Consider the following 18,424-nt stretch of genomic DNA (forward strand, 5'->3'; position numbering starts at 1 on the left):
AATTATGGCTAATCCCTTGAACTGCCTAATAAAATAAAATTATTTCTCTTTAAATAGGTAAGGAGGTGTCTGCTATTGGCAGGCTTACTGAAAAAATGGTGCCACCACCTATCACACTCTCGCAACTCACTATGCCATTGTTGGCATCCACAAATTCTTTTACCAGCATAAGCCCAATTCCCGAACCACTTGATGAAGAAGTACCTACCACATTGTTTTTATCTATTTCGAATAGATGTAATAATTTTTTCGGCTCAATTCCCACACCGGAATCTTTTATCTTTATTTTATAATTGTTACCAGCTACTTCTCCCGAAACCCTGATTTCACCACCATGTGGGGTGAACTTAATAGCATTGGAAATCAGGTTACGAAAAATTATTTGTACCATTTCCTTATCTGAATAAATGGTAATATCGGCCTCCGGTTCCATTACAAAAGTTATGGCTTTGGTAGAAAATTGGGTTTTGAAAAGCTTTGACAGCCCTTTTATTTCCTTCCAGATATTGATTTCCACTTTCTTTATTTCTATACCATCTAATTGGCTTTTAGACCAGGCCAACATATTTTCCATGAGGTTAGAAGTTTTATCCAAATCCCTTTCAAGATCTTTTGCCAGTACTTTAATCTCATCGTGCGAGATAGCATTAAGGTTGAACAATGAAACAATTCCCTTTAATGAAACTATAGGGCCTCTCAGGTCATGCGAGATAATGGAAAATAGTTTGTTTTTAATCTTGTTGAGGTTGTCAACTTTCCTGATTTCCTTATGCAGTTCTTTCTTGTTAATAAATAAATTGATTTTTTGTTTTTCCAACAAATATGCCGCTAAAATACCCACTGAATATATCACTGATAATTGACTGATTTGCCTGGCAGCTATTATTGAATAATTAAAATTATCTATGTATACTATATAGGCAATATAGAAGAAGGTGTTAATCAATAATGAATACCGAAATCTAAACCCCATAATAGTGGAAAAAATAAAAATCAATACCATTAATATATTAGACAGGAAAATATCAAAGCCCGGATCTTCAATGGAATGGTAATGGGCAAAGAAAACAACCCCAACAAATGCTGCAACCAACATACCCAGAAATTGAGTCAATCGATAGTGTTTTTCCTTCAAAAGGAAAGTAAATGCTCCAAAAATCATTAAAATTAATGCCATGCCTCCCCTAAAAGCCAGAGATGTCACCTTGTTTTCTTCGTAACGTAACATATCCACAAAAATGAAGATTATACTAAGTACAATGCCAAGGGCAATTACAAACCGAAGAGAATATAAGTCCTGTTTGAAGAAATTTTTATTAAATTCATTTTCGATCTCTTTATCATAGAAAGAGAGCAAAATAGGGTTCAATTTGTAGAGTCTGTCTTTTGTCATCAAATATTAAAGTATAATATAATAAATATACCTTACGCGAATCAACATTCCTTCATAAACTATTTTATGGTATGCTGATATTTCCTCACAATTACGATGCGAAGTAAGGATTTGGTTTTAAATTTGTTTTATGGATTACTTAGAACAGTTAAACTCCCCACAAAGAGAAGGCGTTGAAAACCTGGAAGGCCCCACTATGATTATTGCAGGAGCAGGTTCAGGGAAAACCAGGGTTTTGACCTACAGAATTGCTCATTTAATTAGAAGTAAGAACGTAGATCCTTTTAGTATTTTGGCACTTACCTTTACTAATAAAGCTGCTAAGGAAATGCGTGCAAGAATTGAAAGTGTAGCCGGAACAGATGCCAGGAACCTGTGGATGGGTACTTTTCACTCTATATTTGCCAGAATATTAAGGTCTGAGGCGGATAAGTTGGGCTATCCCAGTAATTTCACTATTTATGATACGGATGATTCCAAATCCCTCATCAGGAATATTGTAAAGGAAAAAGGACTGGATGATAAGGTTTATAAGCATAACCTGGTATATAATCGTATTTCCGGTGCCAAAAACAATCTTATCTCCTGGCAGAATTACCTAAACAATCCATTATATATTTCGGAGGATGAGCAGGCTCTGAAACCTAAAATGGGAATTATATATAAAGAGTATGTGGAGCGTTGTTTTCGCTCCGGTGCCATGGATTTTGATGATTTGCTTTTCAATACCAATGTGCTTTTCAGAGATCACCTTGATGTATTAAATAAATACCAGCAGAGATTTAAATATGTGATGATTGATGAGTTTCAGGATACCAATATATCGCAATATCTCATTACCAAAAGGCTGGCTTCAGTACACCAGAATATATGCGTAGTAGGTGATGATGCCCAAAGTATTTATGCCTTCAGGGGCGCAAATATTCAGAATATCCTCAATTTTGAAAAAGATTATCCTGATTTAAGAGTGATTAAATTGGAGCAAAACTATAGAAGTACTCAAAATATAGTGAATGCAGCCAATTCAGTCATATTAAAAAATTCCGCACAGTTGCAAAAAAATATCTGGACGGATAATGATAACGGTGAACTGGTGAATTTAATTAAATCCACTTCTGACAATGAAGAGGGGCGTTTGGTAGCCTCATCTATTTTTGAAGATAGGAATAACAAAAAGCTTGAAAACCGTGACTTTGCCATTCTGTACAGAACCAACAGTCAGTCGCGATCCATGGAGGAAGCCTTGCGAAAAATGAATATTCCCTATCGGATTTTTGGGGGACTGTCGTTTTACCAAAGGAAAGAAATTAAAGACTTGCTCTCTTATTTACGTTTTGTTATCAATCCTAATGATGAACAATCATTTCGAAGAATCATAAACCTGCCAAAAAGGGGGATAGGAGCTAGTTCTGTCGATAAAATAATAGTAGCCGGTTTTGAGAACGATATGGGTATTTTCGAGGTGCTTGAAAATATCAGGAAATTTATTTCCGGGCGTACTGCAAATGCTGTTGAAAATTTTGTCACACTTATTAAAACTTTTAAAATCAAATTAGAACGTGCAGATGCTTATGAAACAGCTGCTTTTATAGCTAAACAATCCGGCTTGCTTAGGGACTTGTATGATGATAAAACCATAGAAGGACTTAACCGATACGAGAACGTTCAGGAATTGCTTAATGCCATTAAAGAGTTTGTGGATACCCCCGAACAGGAAGATAAATCCCTTGAAGCTTTTATTGCTGACGTGGCACTCTTGACTGATGCTAACAAGGAAAATCCTGCGGACACCGACTATGTAAATATGATGACCATTCACTCTGCCAAAGGATTGGAGTTTAAACATGTGTATGTGGTAGGAATGGAAGAGGATTTGTTTCCATCCCAAATGATGCTGAATAGCAGGGCAGACCTGGAGGAGGAGAGGAGGTTGTTTTATGTAGCACTCACGAGAGCTATGGAGAAAGTAACTCTGAGTTATGCATTAACGCGCTACCGCTTCGGCAGACTTAAAAGCTGCGAACCTAGTCGTTTTATAGAAGAGATTGCGCCTGAGTTTGTAAAAGTTGATCGTAAATTCAATAATTCGGAGCCAATGGGAAAACTGAATTCCGGTCAGGGGAATAGTTTCTACGCCCGTAATTTGGTAGCCCAAAGAAAAGCTGAAAATAAAGTACCTCCTGGAAAAAAGTTGCATACCCCATCTCCGGATTTTGCCCCAAGCGATACCCGGAAACTGGATACCGGGATGCGAGTTGAACACCCTAAATTTGGTTTTGGGGATGTGAAGAAGATGGACGTGGAGGGAGCCAATAGAAAAGCTACCATCGAATTTGAGAATTTTGGAGAAAAAACTTTATTACTCACTTTTGCAAAATTGAGGATAATGGAGTAGCATTTTAATAGATTAAGCCTTTAAAGAAATTGAATAAAATCAAATTTTTCCGGGAACAAAATGGCATTACACAGACGGAGTTGGCTGAAATTGCTAATTTATCCCTCCGAACTGTACAAAGGGTAGAATCTGGTGAGTCCATTCCCAAAGGCCATACACTTTCAGCCTTAGCTCAGGCAATGAATATGCAATCTCACGAATTATTGGGGAACGGCCATGTAGTTGATAAAGAGGAAAACCATCAGTTAAGATTGATAAATATTTCTGCCTTGGTCTTTATTGGTATTCCGTTCGGTAACCTTTTTTTTCCAATCGCATTGTGGTTGAGGTACAGAAAATCCGAAAAAGTAGATCAAATAGGGAAACACCTTATCAACTATCATATTAGCTGGACTGTTGTTGTGTCAATCTTATTAGCGGTGAGTCCTTTTGTTCAAAAAGTATTAGGCTTGCCATTTCCACTCATATTGTTTGTATTGCTAATAGCTTATTGTTTTAACATTTTTATGATTGCCAGATTCGCTATTGCTATCAATAAGGGGAAATATGAACAACTGGCAATTGGTTTTAAACTGCTTTGATGTAATTGGCATAAAACTGTCATGTCCTTGACGCTAAGAAAGTGTCTCAATTTGAACAAATTTGGATCATTATCTAAATCCAATTTAAAAATGAGAATTCTTAAAATCACCCTTATTATTTTCCTGGCATTGCTAATTGTGTCTTCAATTGGTGGATATATATATTTTAAAGCTAAATTTTCTCCACCCGATAATACGCTGAATCTTTCTGCCCATACTGATAGTATCCCTATTACCTGGATGGAAGATGAAAACAGTTCCATTTCTGCACTTTTACTCCCCATGAAACTCCATGGAATACCAGAAATTTTTTATCTTCAATTCGATTTAGGGTCACATAGCACTATCTTTTATAGTAATGCTTTGCAATCTGTATGGGAAAGATACCCCGAAGCTGAATTCGTTTCTGAGGCTGAAAATCAAATTAAGGATGTCACATTTACCTTAGGAAATATTAAAGTAATGGCTCCCATTCTTAGAACTATCAATAGGGGTAATGAAATAAAATGGAATGACAGCATAGCCATCAATATAATTGGCACACTTGGGTCAGATATTTTGGAGCATAAAGTGACAGTGTTTGATTTCAAAGATGACCTTATTTATTTCGGAAATGTATTTCCTCAATCCATTCCGGTTCAAGATCAGGTTGATTTTGAGTTTGACCAAAGAAAGGTACTATTAAGTGCATCTGTAAATGGTGAGCCTACGAAACTTTATTATGATTCAGGAAGTAGTGCTTTCGAATTATTAACAGATAAAGATCGATGGAATGAATATGCTTTAGCTGGTGCAGAGGAAGAAACATATATTGCTAATTCCTGGGGCAAACCTCTGACTGTTCATAATATTGCCAGTGATGGAATTATTCAGTTTGGAAAAACAAGTATTTCTTTAAAGCAGGTAACCTATATTGAAGGAACAACTTTTATACAGACTGCTTTGATGAAATTGAGTGGAATGGGAGGGATGATAGGAAACAAGATTTTTATGGACAAGGTGCTTGTTTTAGATGCGAGAAACGAAAAATTCGCCATTTTGGAAGCCGATGAATAGTATTACCTAATCTTATTTATTCAAATTGCTTCTGACTAATATAATCTTCAGGAATGTTTTTGCATGTTCAGTTAAAAAAGCTATGAGGTATATACAAAATAATTTTATTCAATAAATCCTGTGCAGAGCAGATGAAGAATGTAAGATGTTGATTTTCAGTATAAAGGGTTAAGAAATACATATGCATTAGGTAAATCACTTAAATGTAATTTCGGCATCTTACTCATATTTGGTGAACGGATTATGGTGACATTTGAATAACAATAAAGATGAAGACTATGAAAACGTATCCCAAATACTTCCGAATTGCTAACCAGAATATCCTGGTAGTATTAGTTGTTATCATTACACTTCTTGGAATGAGTATTAAGCTTAGGGCTCAAAGTCCTGTTTTGGGGAATGATGGTGAAAAGATAAATGCCACCATGAAAATTCAATTGAAAAATTATGATTTCGATGTACTGGTACCAAAAGTCGACACGAATGAATTGATGACTTACTCCGATAACAATTATAATCAATTGGTTTATGTAACCGATGAGAAGCCTGGTTTTTATATGTTTTTCAATAATCAGTGGACCAAACAAACGGTAGGAGATGTTTTAACTGTAATAGAAATGAATCTTCAAATGAGTCCTCCAATTGCAGAGAGTATAATTATTCAAGTTGGTGCAAATGGCAGTAAACAGTTGGTTGACTACAATGGTCACCTTAGTACCTTATATAATGGGTTTACATTTGAGAAAGAAAGTGGGCAATTGGCCATACGTTTATAAATTTATAGAAGAAAGGGATTGTTTTTTAATCCACATCACACTGATAAGGTGCGATGTGGATTTTTAGTTTCTATGGAATAAAACTTCCCGATTTTTAAGAAACCTCTTTTATTTCCATCACTCGTTATAACTCTTAATTAAAAGCAGTAAGTGAATCACCTAAACGCAATTTCAGCAAAGCCCTCATCTATCCTGTCCGAATATTGGTGACCTTTGATTAACAACAAAATATAAAGCCATGAAAAATCCAACATACTTCCAAATTACCAATCAGAATTTCATTATAGTTTTATTTGCTGTAATGGCGTTTTTTGGAATGAGCCTTAATGCTCAGGCGCAAAGCCCTGTTTTGGGGTATGATATGGAGAAAGTGAATAACAGTATGAAAATTCAGATGAACAATCAGGAGTTTGATGTGTTGATTCCAAAAGTAAACAAAAATGAGCTTTCAGCTTTTGTTGAGGCCAATTATAACCAAGTGGTTTATGTGACTAATGAAGATCCAGGTTTCTATATGTATTCACATAATCAGTGGACTAAGCAAAATGTTAGAAGTGTATTGGCTGAAATTGAATTGAACATACACATGTCAGCACCATCTTCAGAAGATATAATTATAGAAGCTTCCGTAGCCAATAGTAAGCAGAGACTAGATTATAACAGCTATATTGAACAATTGTACAAAGGCTTTATCTTCGAAGAAGGAAGCAATCAAATGGCGGTTGTAATAAGATAAAAGATTCATTGGCTTTTTAATCCACATGATCCCGGTTATCCGGTGTCATGTGGATTTTTTAGTTTATAAGAAGTATGAAAATACATCTGTTGTATTGTTCTCTTTTCTTCTTATATCTTTGTTGATACTACTTTTTAACTCTGAGATTAGCTTTTAGTCCCAGACTATAAATCATATTTTTAGTAGTAGGTAAATCACCTAGATGTAATTTCGGCAAAGCCCTCATTTATGCGGCTTAGGTTTTGTTGACCTTTGAGTAATATAAAAACAAAAACCATGAGAACAAATCCCCGAAGTATCCGAGTTGCCCACCAAAACGTTCTGGTTGTGCTATTAGTGGTGTTTATTACATTGTTTGGACTAAGCCTGAAGTTACAAGCTCAGAGCCCTGTATTGGGCAATGATTTTGAGAAAGTGAGTAACAGCATGAAAGTACAAATGAATAATCTTGATTTTGATGTATTGATCCCTAAAGTAAATAAAAGTGAACTTTCTGCCCTTACTGAGGCCAATTATACCCAACTAGTATATGTAACTGATGAGAATCCCGGATTCTACATGTTTTCCCATAATCAATGGAAAAAACAAAATGTTAGAAATGTATTGGCTGTAATAGAATTAAACATGCAAATGGGTGAACCTTCTACAAGTGATATGATTATTGAAACAACTACTGAAGGTAATAGTAAGCAGCTTTTAGATTATAATAGTCATATTCATCAATTGTACAACGGCTTTTCCTTTGAAGAAGGAAGCAATCAAATGACTATTTCCATCAATTAAAGGGCAAAATATTTTATCCAATCCACATAATACCAAAGGAGTCACTTCTGGTGTTATGTGGATTTCTTTTTTACATAGCACTACACAGTAGTAAGAAAGATAGTTTAACTGTTGCAAAAGGAAAATCCTTTAACTCTACTGATTTTTTAACTATAAAGCCTTTTTATTATATACCTTAATGGTTTCATTGAGTAATTTAAAATCTAATTGGCCCTTTATTTCCTTCAGGTGATGAGCAATGGCCAAGGCCTTTTTCAATCTGCTATCCGGGTTTTTTACTTTAATAACAATGTAGATAAGACTTCTTTGTTTGCCTAAGGTTAACTGCTTAAAATAATGATAAGCTTCCTCATCCTGATCAAAAAGCACTTCTAATTCTTCCGGCATTTCAAAACCATAGGTGGAATGGTCTTTTTCCAATTGTACTTTAAGCTCTGAGCCTTCCTGTATTCTCAATTGGTTAACAATTTTTTTATTGACTAAAATAAACCAGTAAGCTTCGGATTTCATTATGGCAGCGGGCCACTTTGCTTCCCCGTTAAGTGTACAAACCACCCTTTTATTGTCAGCTATAATTAATTTCCTGGCTAAATCCTCAGGGACAGAAAAATGGTATTGCCACAGGTTTGAATCAAATCTTAAAAGCCGGGATGAGAACTGGTGCATCTTAATCTAATTTTATTTCCCCCAGAGAATGAATGGTGCCCAATAATAAGGAGCGGCATTATCTGAATTGATCATGTCCAGCTTTGCTTTTCTCAATCCTGAGGAATATGATTCATTTTTGGTAATGCTGTTGTCGTAAAAACGAGTCATTAGTACAGAGGTCGATTCATCTGCTACTTTCCAAATAGATACCATTAGGTTTTGTGCTCCGGCATAGGTAAATGCTCTGCCCAGCCCAAGAATCCCTTCGCCACGACTTACTTTTCCTAAACCTGTTTCACAGGCTGATAGAGATACCAAATCAGCATTGATATCCAAAGAGTATATTTCACTTGTATATAAAATACCATCTTCCATGTCATCAGCTTTATTGAAGAAAACACCGGAAAGTTCAGGTGTAATTACATCTACCACTCCATGGGTAGCTAAATGGATGTACTTATATTTTTTCAGGTCGCCATTTTTGAAATTTTCTTCTGATGCTTCTGCATAAGTAAGTTGCCTGGATTGAATGTTTTTATTATCACATATCTCTTGAATAGAGCCGAGTTCTTTTTTAGTCCCCGGAAGTTGCGATAATAGGTTTGATTCAAATAAAATAGGGGCAACTAAAAGAGCTTCATTGTTGGTTGGTTTCTTCTGTTCCTTCATATGAAGGGTTGCTGAGAAAGCATAATTAACTTCATACCTTTTGATGAGATAATCCAGTGAATGATAGGCTTGTGGTGTTTTTTCTTTGTTCATTAAAAGTGCTTCAAAAGGTATTTTGCCAAGTTCTCCATCAGGAATAATGGTAAGTTGAGTAATTTTACCGGGAATCTTATGTGGTAGAAGGTATTCATAAAGCTGATAAGAAATGGTTTCAAATTCCGGCTTTAGGTTATAAACCAGCGTATTTCGAAAAGCCCTTATATATTTATTGATCTGGCTGGCTTCAGGAACCACAGAAATCTTGAATTGATCCTGACTTATAAAATATACATAAAGTTCATCAGAAGCTGAGTTGAAGGAATAATTTAAAATGGCTTCATCCGAAGCTATAGTAGATTGTATTTCTTCAAGGCTGGCTACAGTTAGATTGTGCTTTAAGTTATAATACTCGGGGAATTCTGTTTCCAGCCTCTTAATAAGATTTTCATACTGGTTTTTCCGTGTGAAGAGCAAAGCCCTCAATTCTGTAATATTGCTTTTATTAAGGGCAATTTGTGTACCTAAAAATGCTATTTCATTTTGTAATTTATTTTCCTGTTCAATTAAATCAGCAGGTACCTTCGCAAAATTTTTGGCTTCTGATTCCACCAGTGCACTTAACAAACTGGATCCTTTCGCTTTTTCGGCATAGAAAAATGCTTGTTGCGCATACTCTTTGCCAAAAAGTGAAACTTCCTGTAATCGCAGGGAAATACCTTGTGCATTTTCGTATACTTCAGAAGCTAAATCGCTTAAGGCCAGCAAATCTTTTTTACTTGACATATTTGTTCTCAGCTCTTTTATTAAATCATCTGAAAGAGCTAAAGCTTCCATCGCTAATTCCAGGTGTTGTTTCTTTATCGAATAGCCGTAATAGTAGTTTTCATAAATTTTTGCCTTTCTAAGTAAAATGACCAACTGGTTATAAGGCTTTATTGCATCAGTAAGCTTCGGGTTGTTTTCTGGTTCAGGCGAATTAAATTCAAAACTATTAGCAATTAATGCTTTTTGATTATAAAGGAGGGCATTTTTGAATTCAGATTGAGCATTGTACAAGTCGCCAAGCAACATATAGGCATTTGCCAGTTCCGAATTTCTTTCACCATAGTTTTTTAAATAAATATCTATTGCCTCCAGGTAGTTCTCCTCAGCCAGTTTCAGGTCTCCTTTTTTATAATCGATATTGGCAAGGTTGACTAAAATAAAAGCTTCTGTCGGCAATAAGGAAGAGTGGTTCTTTTTCCATTCATCCAAAGCCTGATAAAGAAGTTTGCTTGCTTCTTTGTAGTTTTCCTTAGAGCTTTCCTGTAAACTAATATTGATGGTAGTTTGGATAATTTTATTCAGGTTTTCTTTAGGTTGTTGTTTATACAGTGCCAATGATTTGAGGTAATAGGCTTTTGACTCTTCATAACTCACACCACTATACACCAAACCCAGATTGTTATAATTATCTGCCAGTACACTGGATTGTGGGTTCTTCCTTGTATTTCTTAACCTCAAAGCTTCATGAAGGTATTCCAATGCATTGTCTTCTTTTCCTTCATTCCAAAGGACTATGGCTTTATTGCTCAACGCCCTGCAATATAACTCAGATTGGTTGCTTGCAGTAGACTCCATGTTCTTTATAGCACGATCGAGATATTGAGTGGACAAATCATTTCTTCCTTTCAATAAGAACAATTCTCCAAGCAATGCCGAATTTTCATTATTAGTCTCAAGCTGGTCTATTTCATGAATGATACTATCAAGACTTTCCGTTTTGGCACGATTCAAATAGTCCTGATACGATAATGGTAAAGCCTGCCCATCAACCAAACTACTGCTGAATAATAGGAGAGAACTTACAATAAATAGAATACGCAACATATTTAAAAATTATAATGATAAGTGACATTCAAAACATGTTTTCTGGTAAGCCCATCAGGGTTGTATTCTCTGTCAGCCAACTGCATACCATAAATCAATTTGATGCTGGAAAAAACATTGAAGCGATAACCTACTCCTCCCAAAGCTGAAAGTGCCAGGCCTGTAGTACCTTCCAATTTCTGGTACTCCCCATTTTCATCTTTTCCCTGATCTTTGGTGACCCGGTAAATGGGCAACAATCCCAGGTTGAAATTTAATCGTGATAGTCTGAAATTCCTTTCTACCCGCATCATTACATCTGCACCCCGTTTGAGGTCCAATGCTTCATCATGCTTCCATACATAGTCCATCCCCCCTTCATACCAGGCCCAGTTTTGTACACTGCCACGGAAAGAATTCTCATTTTGGTGAATAATAGGTTGTTGATAACCAACTGAAAACAACCAGTCTTTGTTGATGAAGGAAGCACCCATTATAAAGTCATAGGTACCTAAAGAGACTTGGTAGTACATGGGAAGCACCACATCATGCTCCTTATGTCTAAGGTTGGATCTGCCTGAAGGGATTTTTGCTCCAATTGTAGCTAATATATCATATTTTTGATGATCAACAATTTTTTTTGTAGCACTTAAAGATAAATCCCCAAGTCCTGAAGTACTCCCGAAATTACCATTTACCCACATGTAGGGGACTTTGAATTGCAATGCTATATCATTCCTGGTAATTAATCCGAAATCAAGGATTCCACTTTTTATATTTGCTGAAACATTTGACTGTCCTTCATAAAAAGTGACATCAATTGATCTAAGTTTTACAGGGAGTTTTTCATTGTAAGCCTGATCTGGTTTCATGGCACCCATTGTACAAAAACCCGCATCGCTACATCCCTGGGCATACGTTTCTTGCCCGTGTATTAATATAGCTATAAAGAAAGTGCTTAAATATTTGGCTGTTTTCATTTGCTTGAAAATCTAAATTTAGCACCAATTTATGGGTATACTTGGAATTATGCAATATTTTATAGTAATATGAAATTACAGATTTAGAAATGGCAAATGATAATAAAGGATAGTTGAAATATTATTAGAAAAAGAGATAGCATATTCAATGCTAATGAATGTGGAATGATGGGTAAATCACTATTATGGAATTTTGGACCACCAATCGTTGGGGCTAACCAAAATAGTATTTTCTTTGTCCACATGTACAAGTCCGGGGGGAAGGCCTTTAGGCTTGCGCACAAATTTCTTGGGAGTTACTATCACGGGTGTAAGGCTATCCGTTTTTCGTTTGGAGTAAAAAGCTGCGAGTTGTGCCGCTTTTTCAATTACTTCCTGGGGAAATGGCTTATTACTTTGATGTTTTAATATTACATGGGAACCACTTACATCCTTGGCATGAAGCCATAAGTCGTCTTTTTTTGCATATTTTAGGGTGAGTTCGTCATTCTCCCGTGCTCCTTTTCCAACCAGAATTGTAAAGCCGGCTGTTTCAAATTTTTTGTAAGGTACTCTTTCCTCTACCTGGGCATGTTCAGCTTTTGGATTGTTCCTGATAAGCGATTTTATACTTTTTATATCTTCTGCAGCATTTACTGCATCTATTTCCCTTTCAATTCTTTCAAGGATGCTTTCTTTGGCTGTAATTGCCTCTTGTATTTGTTGTAACTCTATTTTCTGGTTTTTTGATTTCCTATAGAGATTTTCTGCATTTTTCTGTGGGCTCAAATTAGACTTGAGGGGAATAGTGACCATCTCATTAGTGTAAAAATTGAGAAGCTCTACCTCTTTTGCACGATGGGGAATTTGGTGCATATTAGCCATAATGATGTCGGCCAATTCATTATAACCAGGCTTGTCCTTGATTTCCTGGAGTTTATTCTTCGATTTATTGATGTAATTAATATTTTGATTGCGCTTCTTTTCCAATACTTTCAGAAGTTGTTTTTTCTCCTTTCGGATGAAATTCTCTTTTGAATAGATATAATAAAATTGTGTGATTCCCTCAATGATGGAATCTTCTTCTTTCAACACTTCTCCAATAGGGAGTAAGGAGAAATAGATTTCGTCATCCCATAAAATGGTGTAATATGTGGTGGGATTTAGCAAATCGTGTAATAGCAATGAAATTATTTCCCATTGTTCATCCAGTGGTTTTTGGGATAAATGAAGGGAATCGAAATATTTACTGATCAGCTTTCCAAAAGTGGGGAAAAGCTTTTTATAGTTGCCTTCTACATCAAAAAAATGGTTTTTGTCTTGTTGGAGAGAGCGGTGCAATTCCTCTGGTTTTAAGCTGAGATCTTGAGGAAAATTGCTTCTGAATAACTTATAAGGCTGGTTTCCCTCAAATGCTATGATATTGGATCTGTTACCATGCATTTTGAATAAGAGTGACAATCCATTCTCAAAATGTAAGCTGAAGGATCTTTCATTCTCGTATTGTATGATCTCTTTTAAGGGTTGTTCAATAAATTCATGAAACAAATCCACGCTGTTTTTTTTGGTACGGGCAAAATCCCGGGGGAAGCAGAGACAAGAAAACTCAGGTGTCAAAGAAGCTTTGATATGAAAGCCTTTATCCGCGATATTATTTCGGAAAACTAAAATTAATTCATCCTTACTTTGACTAAAGCATGCATTAAGTTTTTTTCCAATCAATTCGCTTCTGAGCTCACGAACCAGAATACGAAAAGCGTAGTAATTATTATGCATGGCTAAAGTTCGATTTTAAGGCCATCATAAGCTAGCTGCATGCCTTCAGGTAGTTCTTCGTCTACAACACGTTGCAAGCCCATCCTATGTCCCATATGGATGAAGTAGGCATTGGGAATTTGCAGCTCTTTTACAGTGGCTATTGCTTGTTCCAGATTAAAGTGGGAGAGGTGTTCCTGTCTTTGAAGTGCACTTAATACTACCACCTTACTACCTTTTATTTTTTCTTTTTCTTTATCGGAGATATAATTTACATCTGTAATGTAGCTAAAGTCTCCAATACGGTAGCCAAATACCGGTAGTTTGTAATGCAATACATCAATAGGCTGAATTTTAATACCTTCTACTTCGAAAGGCTCATTCTTTATTTCGTGAAGGATTACTCTTGGGATGCCCGGGTATTTATTATCGGCAAAAATGTAGGCGAATTCTCTTTTTATTTGCTCCAGAACGGGTTTTCTGCCAAATATAGGCATATCCAAATTTTGGCTGAAATTAAATGGTCTTACATCATCCAGACCTGCAGTATGGTCTTTATGTTCGTGCGTATAAATTACTGCATCCAGATGATTTATTCTTTCCCTGAGCATTTGTTCCCGAAAATCAGGACCTGTGTCAATTACAAGGCTTTTGCCATCCATTTCGATATGGATGCTGGTGCGAAGTCTTTTGTCTCTAAAGTCCAATGAGGTACATACTTCACAGTCGCAACCAATTACCGGTACTCCCTGGGAAGTTCCTGTTCCTAGAAATGTGATTTTCAAAGCGCTAATACAGTTTGTTTCAGTTCTAAATAAAAAATTTTGTTTTTATCAGTAAAGGATTTAGAATTCAAATCAAGATTTTTGATTAAATCTACCAAGCAGTTGATTTTCCCTTCTGTATCAAAAAACTTATTGATGATCACAATTTTTTGTTCTTTTAACACACAGTAACCCGATTTAAAATTTCCTTTTTCATATCTCAGGATGTAGTCGGATTCTGAGAAAAGATCTTCTAGTTTATTTAAAAAAGATTTTGTGTATTTTATCTGCATTTTTAGCTTGACAGTCTTTTGACAGTTTCCACCAATTGGTCAAAATTCAAAGGTTTTGGTAAATATTCGGTAATTCCAGCCTCTTCAAATTCCTGAATACTATAGTTCTTGGCATTTCCTGTAATAGCTACAATGGGGATATTAGCTTTCTGCTTATCTTTTAACTGACGAATTGCCTTGGTACATTCCATACCATCCATAACAGGCATATTGATATCCATTAAGATGATGTCAAAATTCTCTTTCTCCAGTATCTCTAAAACCTGCTTGCCATTTTTGGCGGAGTGGATACTATAGTTTTGCATCATCAAAATTTTCTTTGTCAGGTTTTGGATGACTGAACTATCTTCAGCAATGAGTACTTTTTTGTTTTCTGCCATTTTGATTTATATGATTGACTGATATTCTTCAGTAAATTTATTAAAATAATTTAGTAAGTAATTCAAATTTACTTGCAGATCCTCTATTTTCTTGTTTTTAAGGTCACTTTCTATTCTTCTTGCCTGATTTTCAAGACTTCTAATTCCCAAGGTACCAGCATTTCCTTTTAAAGTATGCAAATTACTCAAAATTTTCGGTATGTCCGAAGTCTTTTCAGCATTGATACTATCTAAAATTAAACCTTTGGCCTCTATTTCAAATTCCTCAAAAAAGGAATAGATAGTATCTGAATCTGCATACTTTCTTAGTTGTTCTAAAATGTTTTTATCTATTAATTCATTTTCCTGAGAAAATGTTTCTTTATTATGAATATTTTCTGATTTATCTTCTTCTTTTACGGAAAAACTAGGGAGATGGCTGGAAATTTTGGCTAATAGTAGATCAGTTACTATAGGCTTGGCCAGATAGTCGTCCAAACCTTGCGCAATAAATTTCTCCTCATCCTCTTTCATTGAATAGGCAGTCATGGCTATGATAGGAGGAATTCTTTTGTCCAATTTTTTTATTTCCCGTGTAGCAGTAATTCCATCCATAGTGGGCATTTGAATATCCATCAAAATCAAATCGTAATCATTCTGTTTTACTTTATCAATTGCGGCCTGCCCACCTGTGGCCAGGTCTGTTTTGATGCCTGATTTCATTAAGATCTGACTGGCCACTTGTCGGTTAATGGTGTTATCATCAACAATTAGAATGTAGGGTGCATTTTTAGGATCAAAATGCATTTTCTTGGCGGTCCCCAATTTATTTTTGTTTTGTTGATAGATAGCTATTTGTTCTTTTGTGGCTTCTTCAGCAACCAGGGAAAACCAAAAGACACTTCCTTCATCAGGTTCAGAGCTAACACCAATTTTGCCTCCCATCAGTTGGCTTAGTTGTTTGGAAATGGCCAGTCCCAGTCCCGTGCCACTGAATGTTTTGGTACTGGAATTGTCCACCTGGGAAAAAAGATGGAAAAGTTTTTGCTGATCGTTTTGGGAAATGCCTATTCCTGTATCTTCCACTGCTATCCGGTAAACATCGTCCTGAAGTTCTTTGGAGGCGTGCAGTATTACGCTGCCATCCTTCTCAGTGAATTTAATTGCGTTTGAGGTCAGGTTGGATAGAATTTGTATTGTCCTTGTTTCATCAAGCAATAAAAAATGTGGAACTTCCTTGTCTATTTTGTAGCTCAAATGAATATTCTTACTTGATGCCTGCTGATGAAAAAGTGATAATACTTTTTCGAAAATGGATTGCATCTCAGTTACATTTTTCTGCAAGGTCATTTTACCGGCTTCAATTTTTGAAAGATCCAAAATATCATTCAAAATGGTAAGCAAGGTTTCTGATGAACGTTTGATTGTTTGCACAAAACCCTTTTGTTCAGGATTTAAAGGTGTTTGGGACAATAAATCTACCATGCCTATTACACCATTCATAGGAGTCCTGATTTCATGGCTCATATTGGCTAAAAATTGCTCCTTTACCTTTAATGAGTTTTCCGCCAGGTTTTTGGCATGTACTAATTCCCTGTTGGATTGCTTCAGCTTAGTAATGTCTCTTGCCACGCCTTCAATTGTTACCTCACGACTGTCTTTGTCGCGTACCAGCCTTACGTTACAAATACAATTGACCAGTCGGCCATCACTGGTTATAAGAGTGGCTTCAAAATTTTGCACCATCCTCTGTGCCGCCAATTGTTTTAAAAGGTCTTTTGTTTTTTTTGTATAAAGGTAGTAGTTGGTAATATTATTACCGGTTACATCTTCTTGTGAATAACCAATTCTATCTTTAACTGATGGACTGATCAGTATGATTTCACCATTAAAACGACAATTGAAATAAATATCCTGAAAAGACTCAAATATTCTTCTAAACCTTGTTTCGTTTTTCTGGATTTTTAAATCAGTGATTTTCTTTTCAGTAATGTCATGTGCAATCCCTGAAATTCCTTTTATACCACCATTTTCCGTGAAAATAGGATTAAGGTATATCTCCTTCCAAATCAGCTTTTGATTGGAGTTATCTTTATATTTTATTTCAAAGTTGAGAGATTTCCCTTCCAAAACTTCATCAAATTTTTCTTTCCAATAAGCATATTGCGCATTTGATAATTGATTGAATATTTTCTTTCCCGGTAAATCTGATTCCTCTCTGGGTTTTATACCGAAATTTTTTAATAGCTCATAGGCAAAATTATGGTTGAATGAAGTCAGTTCGTATTCTCTATTTAGGGACCAAATGATATGGTTACTACTATCAAAAATAGATTGTAATCGTGCCGCCTGATTCATGATTTTTTCGGCATTGATTTTTCTTTCTACTGAAAGCACCACCTGGGCTGAAACAAAGTTTAATAACTCCAGATCACGTGTGGTGAAGCTGTTTTCATCCTGGTAATTTTGAATTCCTATGACACCAGGTATCCCTTTATCTGTTCGGAAAGGCACTCCCAGAAAAGTTTTTGGAATTGGCCCGTATTGAATTACATGCCCTTCCAGTATCAAATCCATTATCTGGCCTTCTTTTAGAATTTGAGGCTTTTTGTTGTGATAAATATATTCACATAATCCTTTTTTGTGGTCAAGTGTCAAGGATTTGGGACTATCAGGCATGTGCTCATCAAAAATGTAGGGGAAGATCAGTTTGTTTTTGTTAAAGTCAAACTGGGCTATAAAAAAATTGCGGGCATCAATGGCCTCATTTAGTGCTTTGTGAATGGAGTTGAATAAATCATCCAAATCATTACTTTCCAGCGTTAAGTTTGTAATATTGTAATAAAGGCTTTGCGCTCTTTCAGCATTTACCTGATGTGTAATGTCATGAAAGGAGGCAATTAAGTTGTTTCTTTTGTTAAGATAAACAATTCCATTCACGTACAGGATTTCCCCAGCCTTTGTGCTAAGCCTTCCTTCCACAAACGATTGATGGCTATTTTCGAGTACTTCTTCAACGGCAGTGTTGAAAAGTGCAAGATCTTCATGATAGATGATATCTCTGAAGCTGACATGCTCTAGTTCACTGTTATCATAACCTAATGATTTTCTCCAATTTTTATTGGTTTTGACAAGCTTGCCTTCGGCCGTAAACTCCATGCTCAGATCAATACTTTCCTCAAAGGAATAAGAGGATATTTGTGACCTTGCATTTTTTCTCAGATACTTATTTTGATGTAACCTAAGCTTGAGCTTTTCAATTTCTTTTATTAACTGTTCTTTATCGTACTTTTGTAAGTCCAAGGTCCGGTGATTTAGGGAAAATTAGGCTCAATTTAATTCTTTCACAACAAATAATTCAGGAAAGTGT

General features: G+C 35.8%; 15 protein-coding genes. 6 read left to right on the forward strand and 9 right to left on the reverse strand.

Annotation, left to right across the window (positions count from 1 at the left end; translation table 11 throughout):
- Positions 1–49: 49 nt before the first annotated feature.
- Entirely contained in the window at positions 50–1,393 is a 1,344-nt protein-coding gene (locus JKA74_RS03900) for a sensor histidine kinase (protein WP_201429842.1), read from the reverse strand.
- A gap of 130 nt (positions 1,394–1,523) precedes the next feature.
- Between JKA74_RS03900 and JKA74_RS03905 the strand changes: the two genes are divergently transcribed.
- The 6 genes from JKA74_RS03905 to JKA74_RS03930 all read left to right on the forward strand — a co-directional run bounded on the left by JKA74_RS03905 (position 1,524) and on the right by JKA74_RS03930 (position 7,720).
- Positions 1,524–3,788: an ATP-dependent helicase gene (locus tag JKA74_RS03905; RefSeq protein WP_201429843.1), complete on the forward strand. Its 2,265-nt coding sequence runs from the start codon at positions 1,524–1,526 to the stop codon at positions 3,786–3,788.
- A 29-nt stretch (positions 3,789–3,817) separates the two neighbouring features.
- Positions 3,818–4,369 carry a helix-turn-helix domain-containing protein gene (locus JKA74_RS03910; protein ID WP_201429844.1) on the forward strand — a complete coding sequence of 184 codons (552 nt, stop codon included), beginning with the start codon at positions 3,818–3,820 and terminating at the stop codon, positions 4,367–4,369.
- A gap of 90 nt (positions 4,370–4,459) precedes the next feature.
- Complete coding sequence (locus JKA74_RS03915) at positions 4,460–5,425, forward strand: hypothetical protein (RefSeq protein WP_201429845.1); 966 nt, start codon at positions 4,460–4,462, stop codon at positions 5,423–5,425.
- 278 nt (positions 5,426–5,703) lie between these two features.
- The gene (locus JKA74_RS03920; protein WP_201429846.1) at positions 5,704–6,201 is read left to right on the forward strand and encodes a hypothetical protein; all 498 of its coding nucleotides are present in this window, start codon (positions 5,704–5,706) and stop codon (positions 6,199–6,201) included.
- 238 nt (positions 6,202–6,439) lie between these two features.
- Positions 6,440–6,937, forward strand: coding sequence for a hypothetical protein (locus JKA74_RS03925; RefSeq protein WP_201429847.1), 498 nt, complete (start codon positions 6,440–6,442; stop codon positions 6,935–6,937).
- Between the two features lie 276 nt (positions 6,938–7,213).
- A complete protein-coding gene (locus JKA74_RS03930; RefSeq protein ID WP_201429848.1) occupies positions 7,214–7,720 on the forward strand; it encodes a hypothetical protein in 507 nt (168 codons plus the stop codon).
- Positions 7,721–7,870: 150 nt separating this feature from the next.
- On the opposite strand, the gene JKA74_RS03935 is transcribed toward JKA74_RS03930, so the two are convergent.
- The 8 genes from JKA74_RS03935 to JKA74_RS03965 all read right to left on the reverse strand — a co-directional run bounded on the left by JKA74_RS03935 (position 7,871) and on the right by JKA74_RS03965 (position 18,357).
- Positions 7,871–8,386, reverse strand: coding sequence for a YdeI/OmpD-associated family protein (locus tag JKA74_RS03935; RefSeq protein ID WP_201429849.1), 516 nt, complete (start codon positions 8,384–8,386; stop codon positions 7,871–7,873).
- 12 nt (positions 8,387–8,398) lie between these two features.
- Entirely contained in the window at positions 8,399–10,945 is a 2,547-nt protein-coding gene (locus tag JKA74_RS03940) for a CHAT domain-containing protein (protein ID WP_201429850.1), read from the reverse strand.
- Between the two features lie 2 nt (positions 10,946–10,947).
- Positions 10,948–11,904, reverse strand: coding sequence for a hypothetical protein (locus tag JKA74_RS03945; RefSeq protein WP_201429851.1), 957 nt, complete (start codon positions 11,902–11,904; stop codon positions 10,948–10,950).
- A 183-nt stretch (positions 11,905–12,087) separates the two neighbouring features.
- Positions 12,088–13,659 (reverse strand): NFACT RNA binding domain-containing protein, encoded by a 1,572-nt coding sequence (locus JKA74_RS03950; RefSeq protein ID WP_201429852.1) that lies wholly within the window; start codon positions 13,657–13,659, stop codon positions 12,088–12,090.
- A gap of 2 nt (positions 13,660–13,661) precedes the next feature.
- Complete coding sequence (locus JKA74_RS03955) at positions 13,662–14,423, reverse strand: MBL fold metallo-hydrolase (protein WP_201429853.1); 762 nt, start codon at positions 14,421–14,423, stop codon at positions 13,662–13,664.
- Positions 14,420–14,695, reverse strand: a complete 276-nt coding sequence (locus JKA74_RS20700) for a hypothetical protein (protein WP_236587489.1) — start codon at positions 14,693–14,695, stop codon at positions 14,420–14,422. The genes JKA74_RS03955 and JKA74_RS20700 overlap by 4 nt, the downstream gene beginning before the upstream one ends.
- A gap of 2 nt (positions 14,696–14,697) precedes the next feature.
- A complete protein-coding gene (locus JKA74_RS03960; RefSeq protein ID WP_201429854.1) occupies positions 14,698–15,075 on the reverse strand; it encodes a response regulator in 378 nt (125 codons plus the stop codon).
- 6 nt (positions 15,076–15,081) lie between these two features.
- Entirely contained in the window at positions 15,082–18,357 is a 3,276-nt protein-coding gene (locus JKA74_RS03965) for a PAS domain S-box protein (protein WP_201429855.1), read from the reverse strand.
- Positions 18,358–18,424: the final 67 nt, after the last annotated feature.

The organism is Marivirga aurantiaca (assembly GCF_016679925.1).
Classification (GTDB): domain Bacteria; phylum Bacteroidota; class Bacteroidia; order Cytophagales; family Cyclobacteriaceae; genus Marivirga; species Marivirga aurantiaca.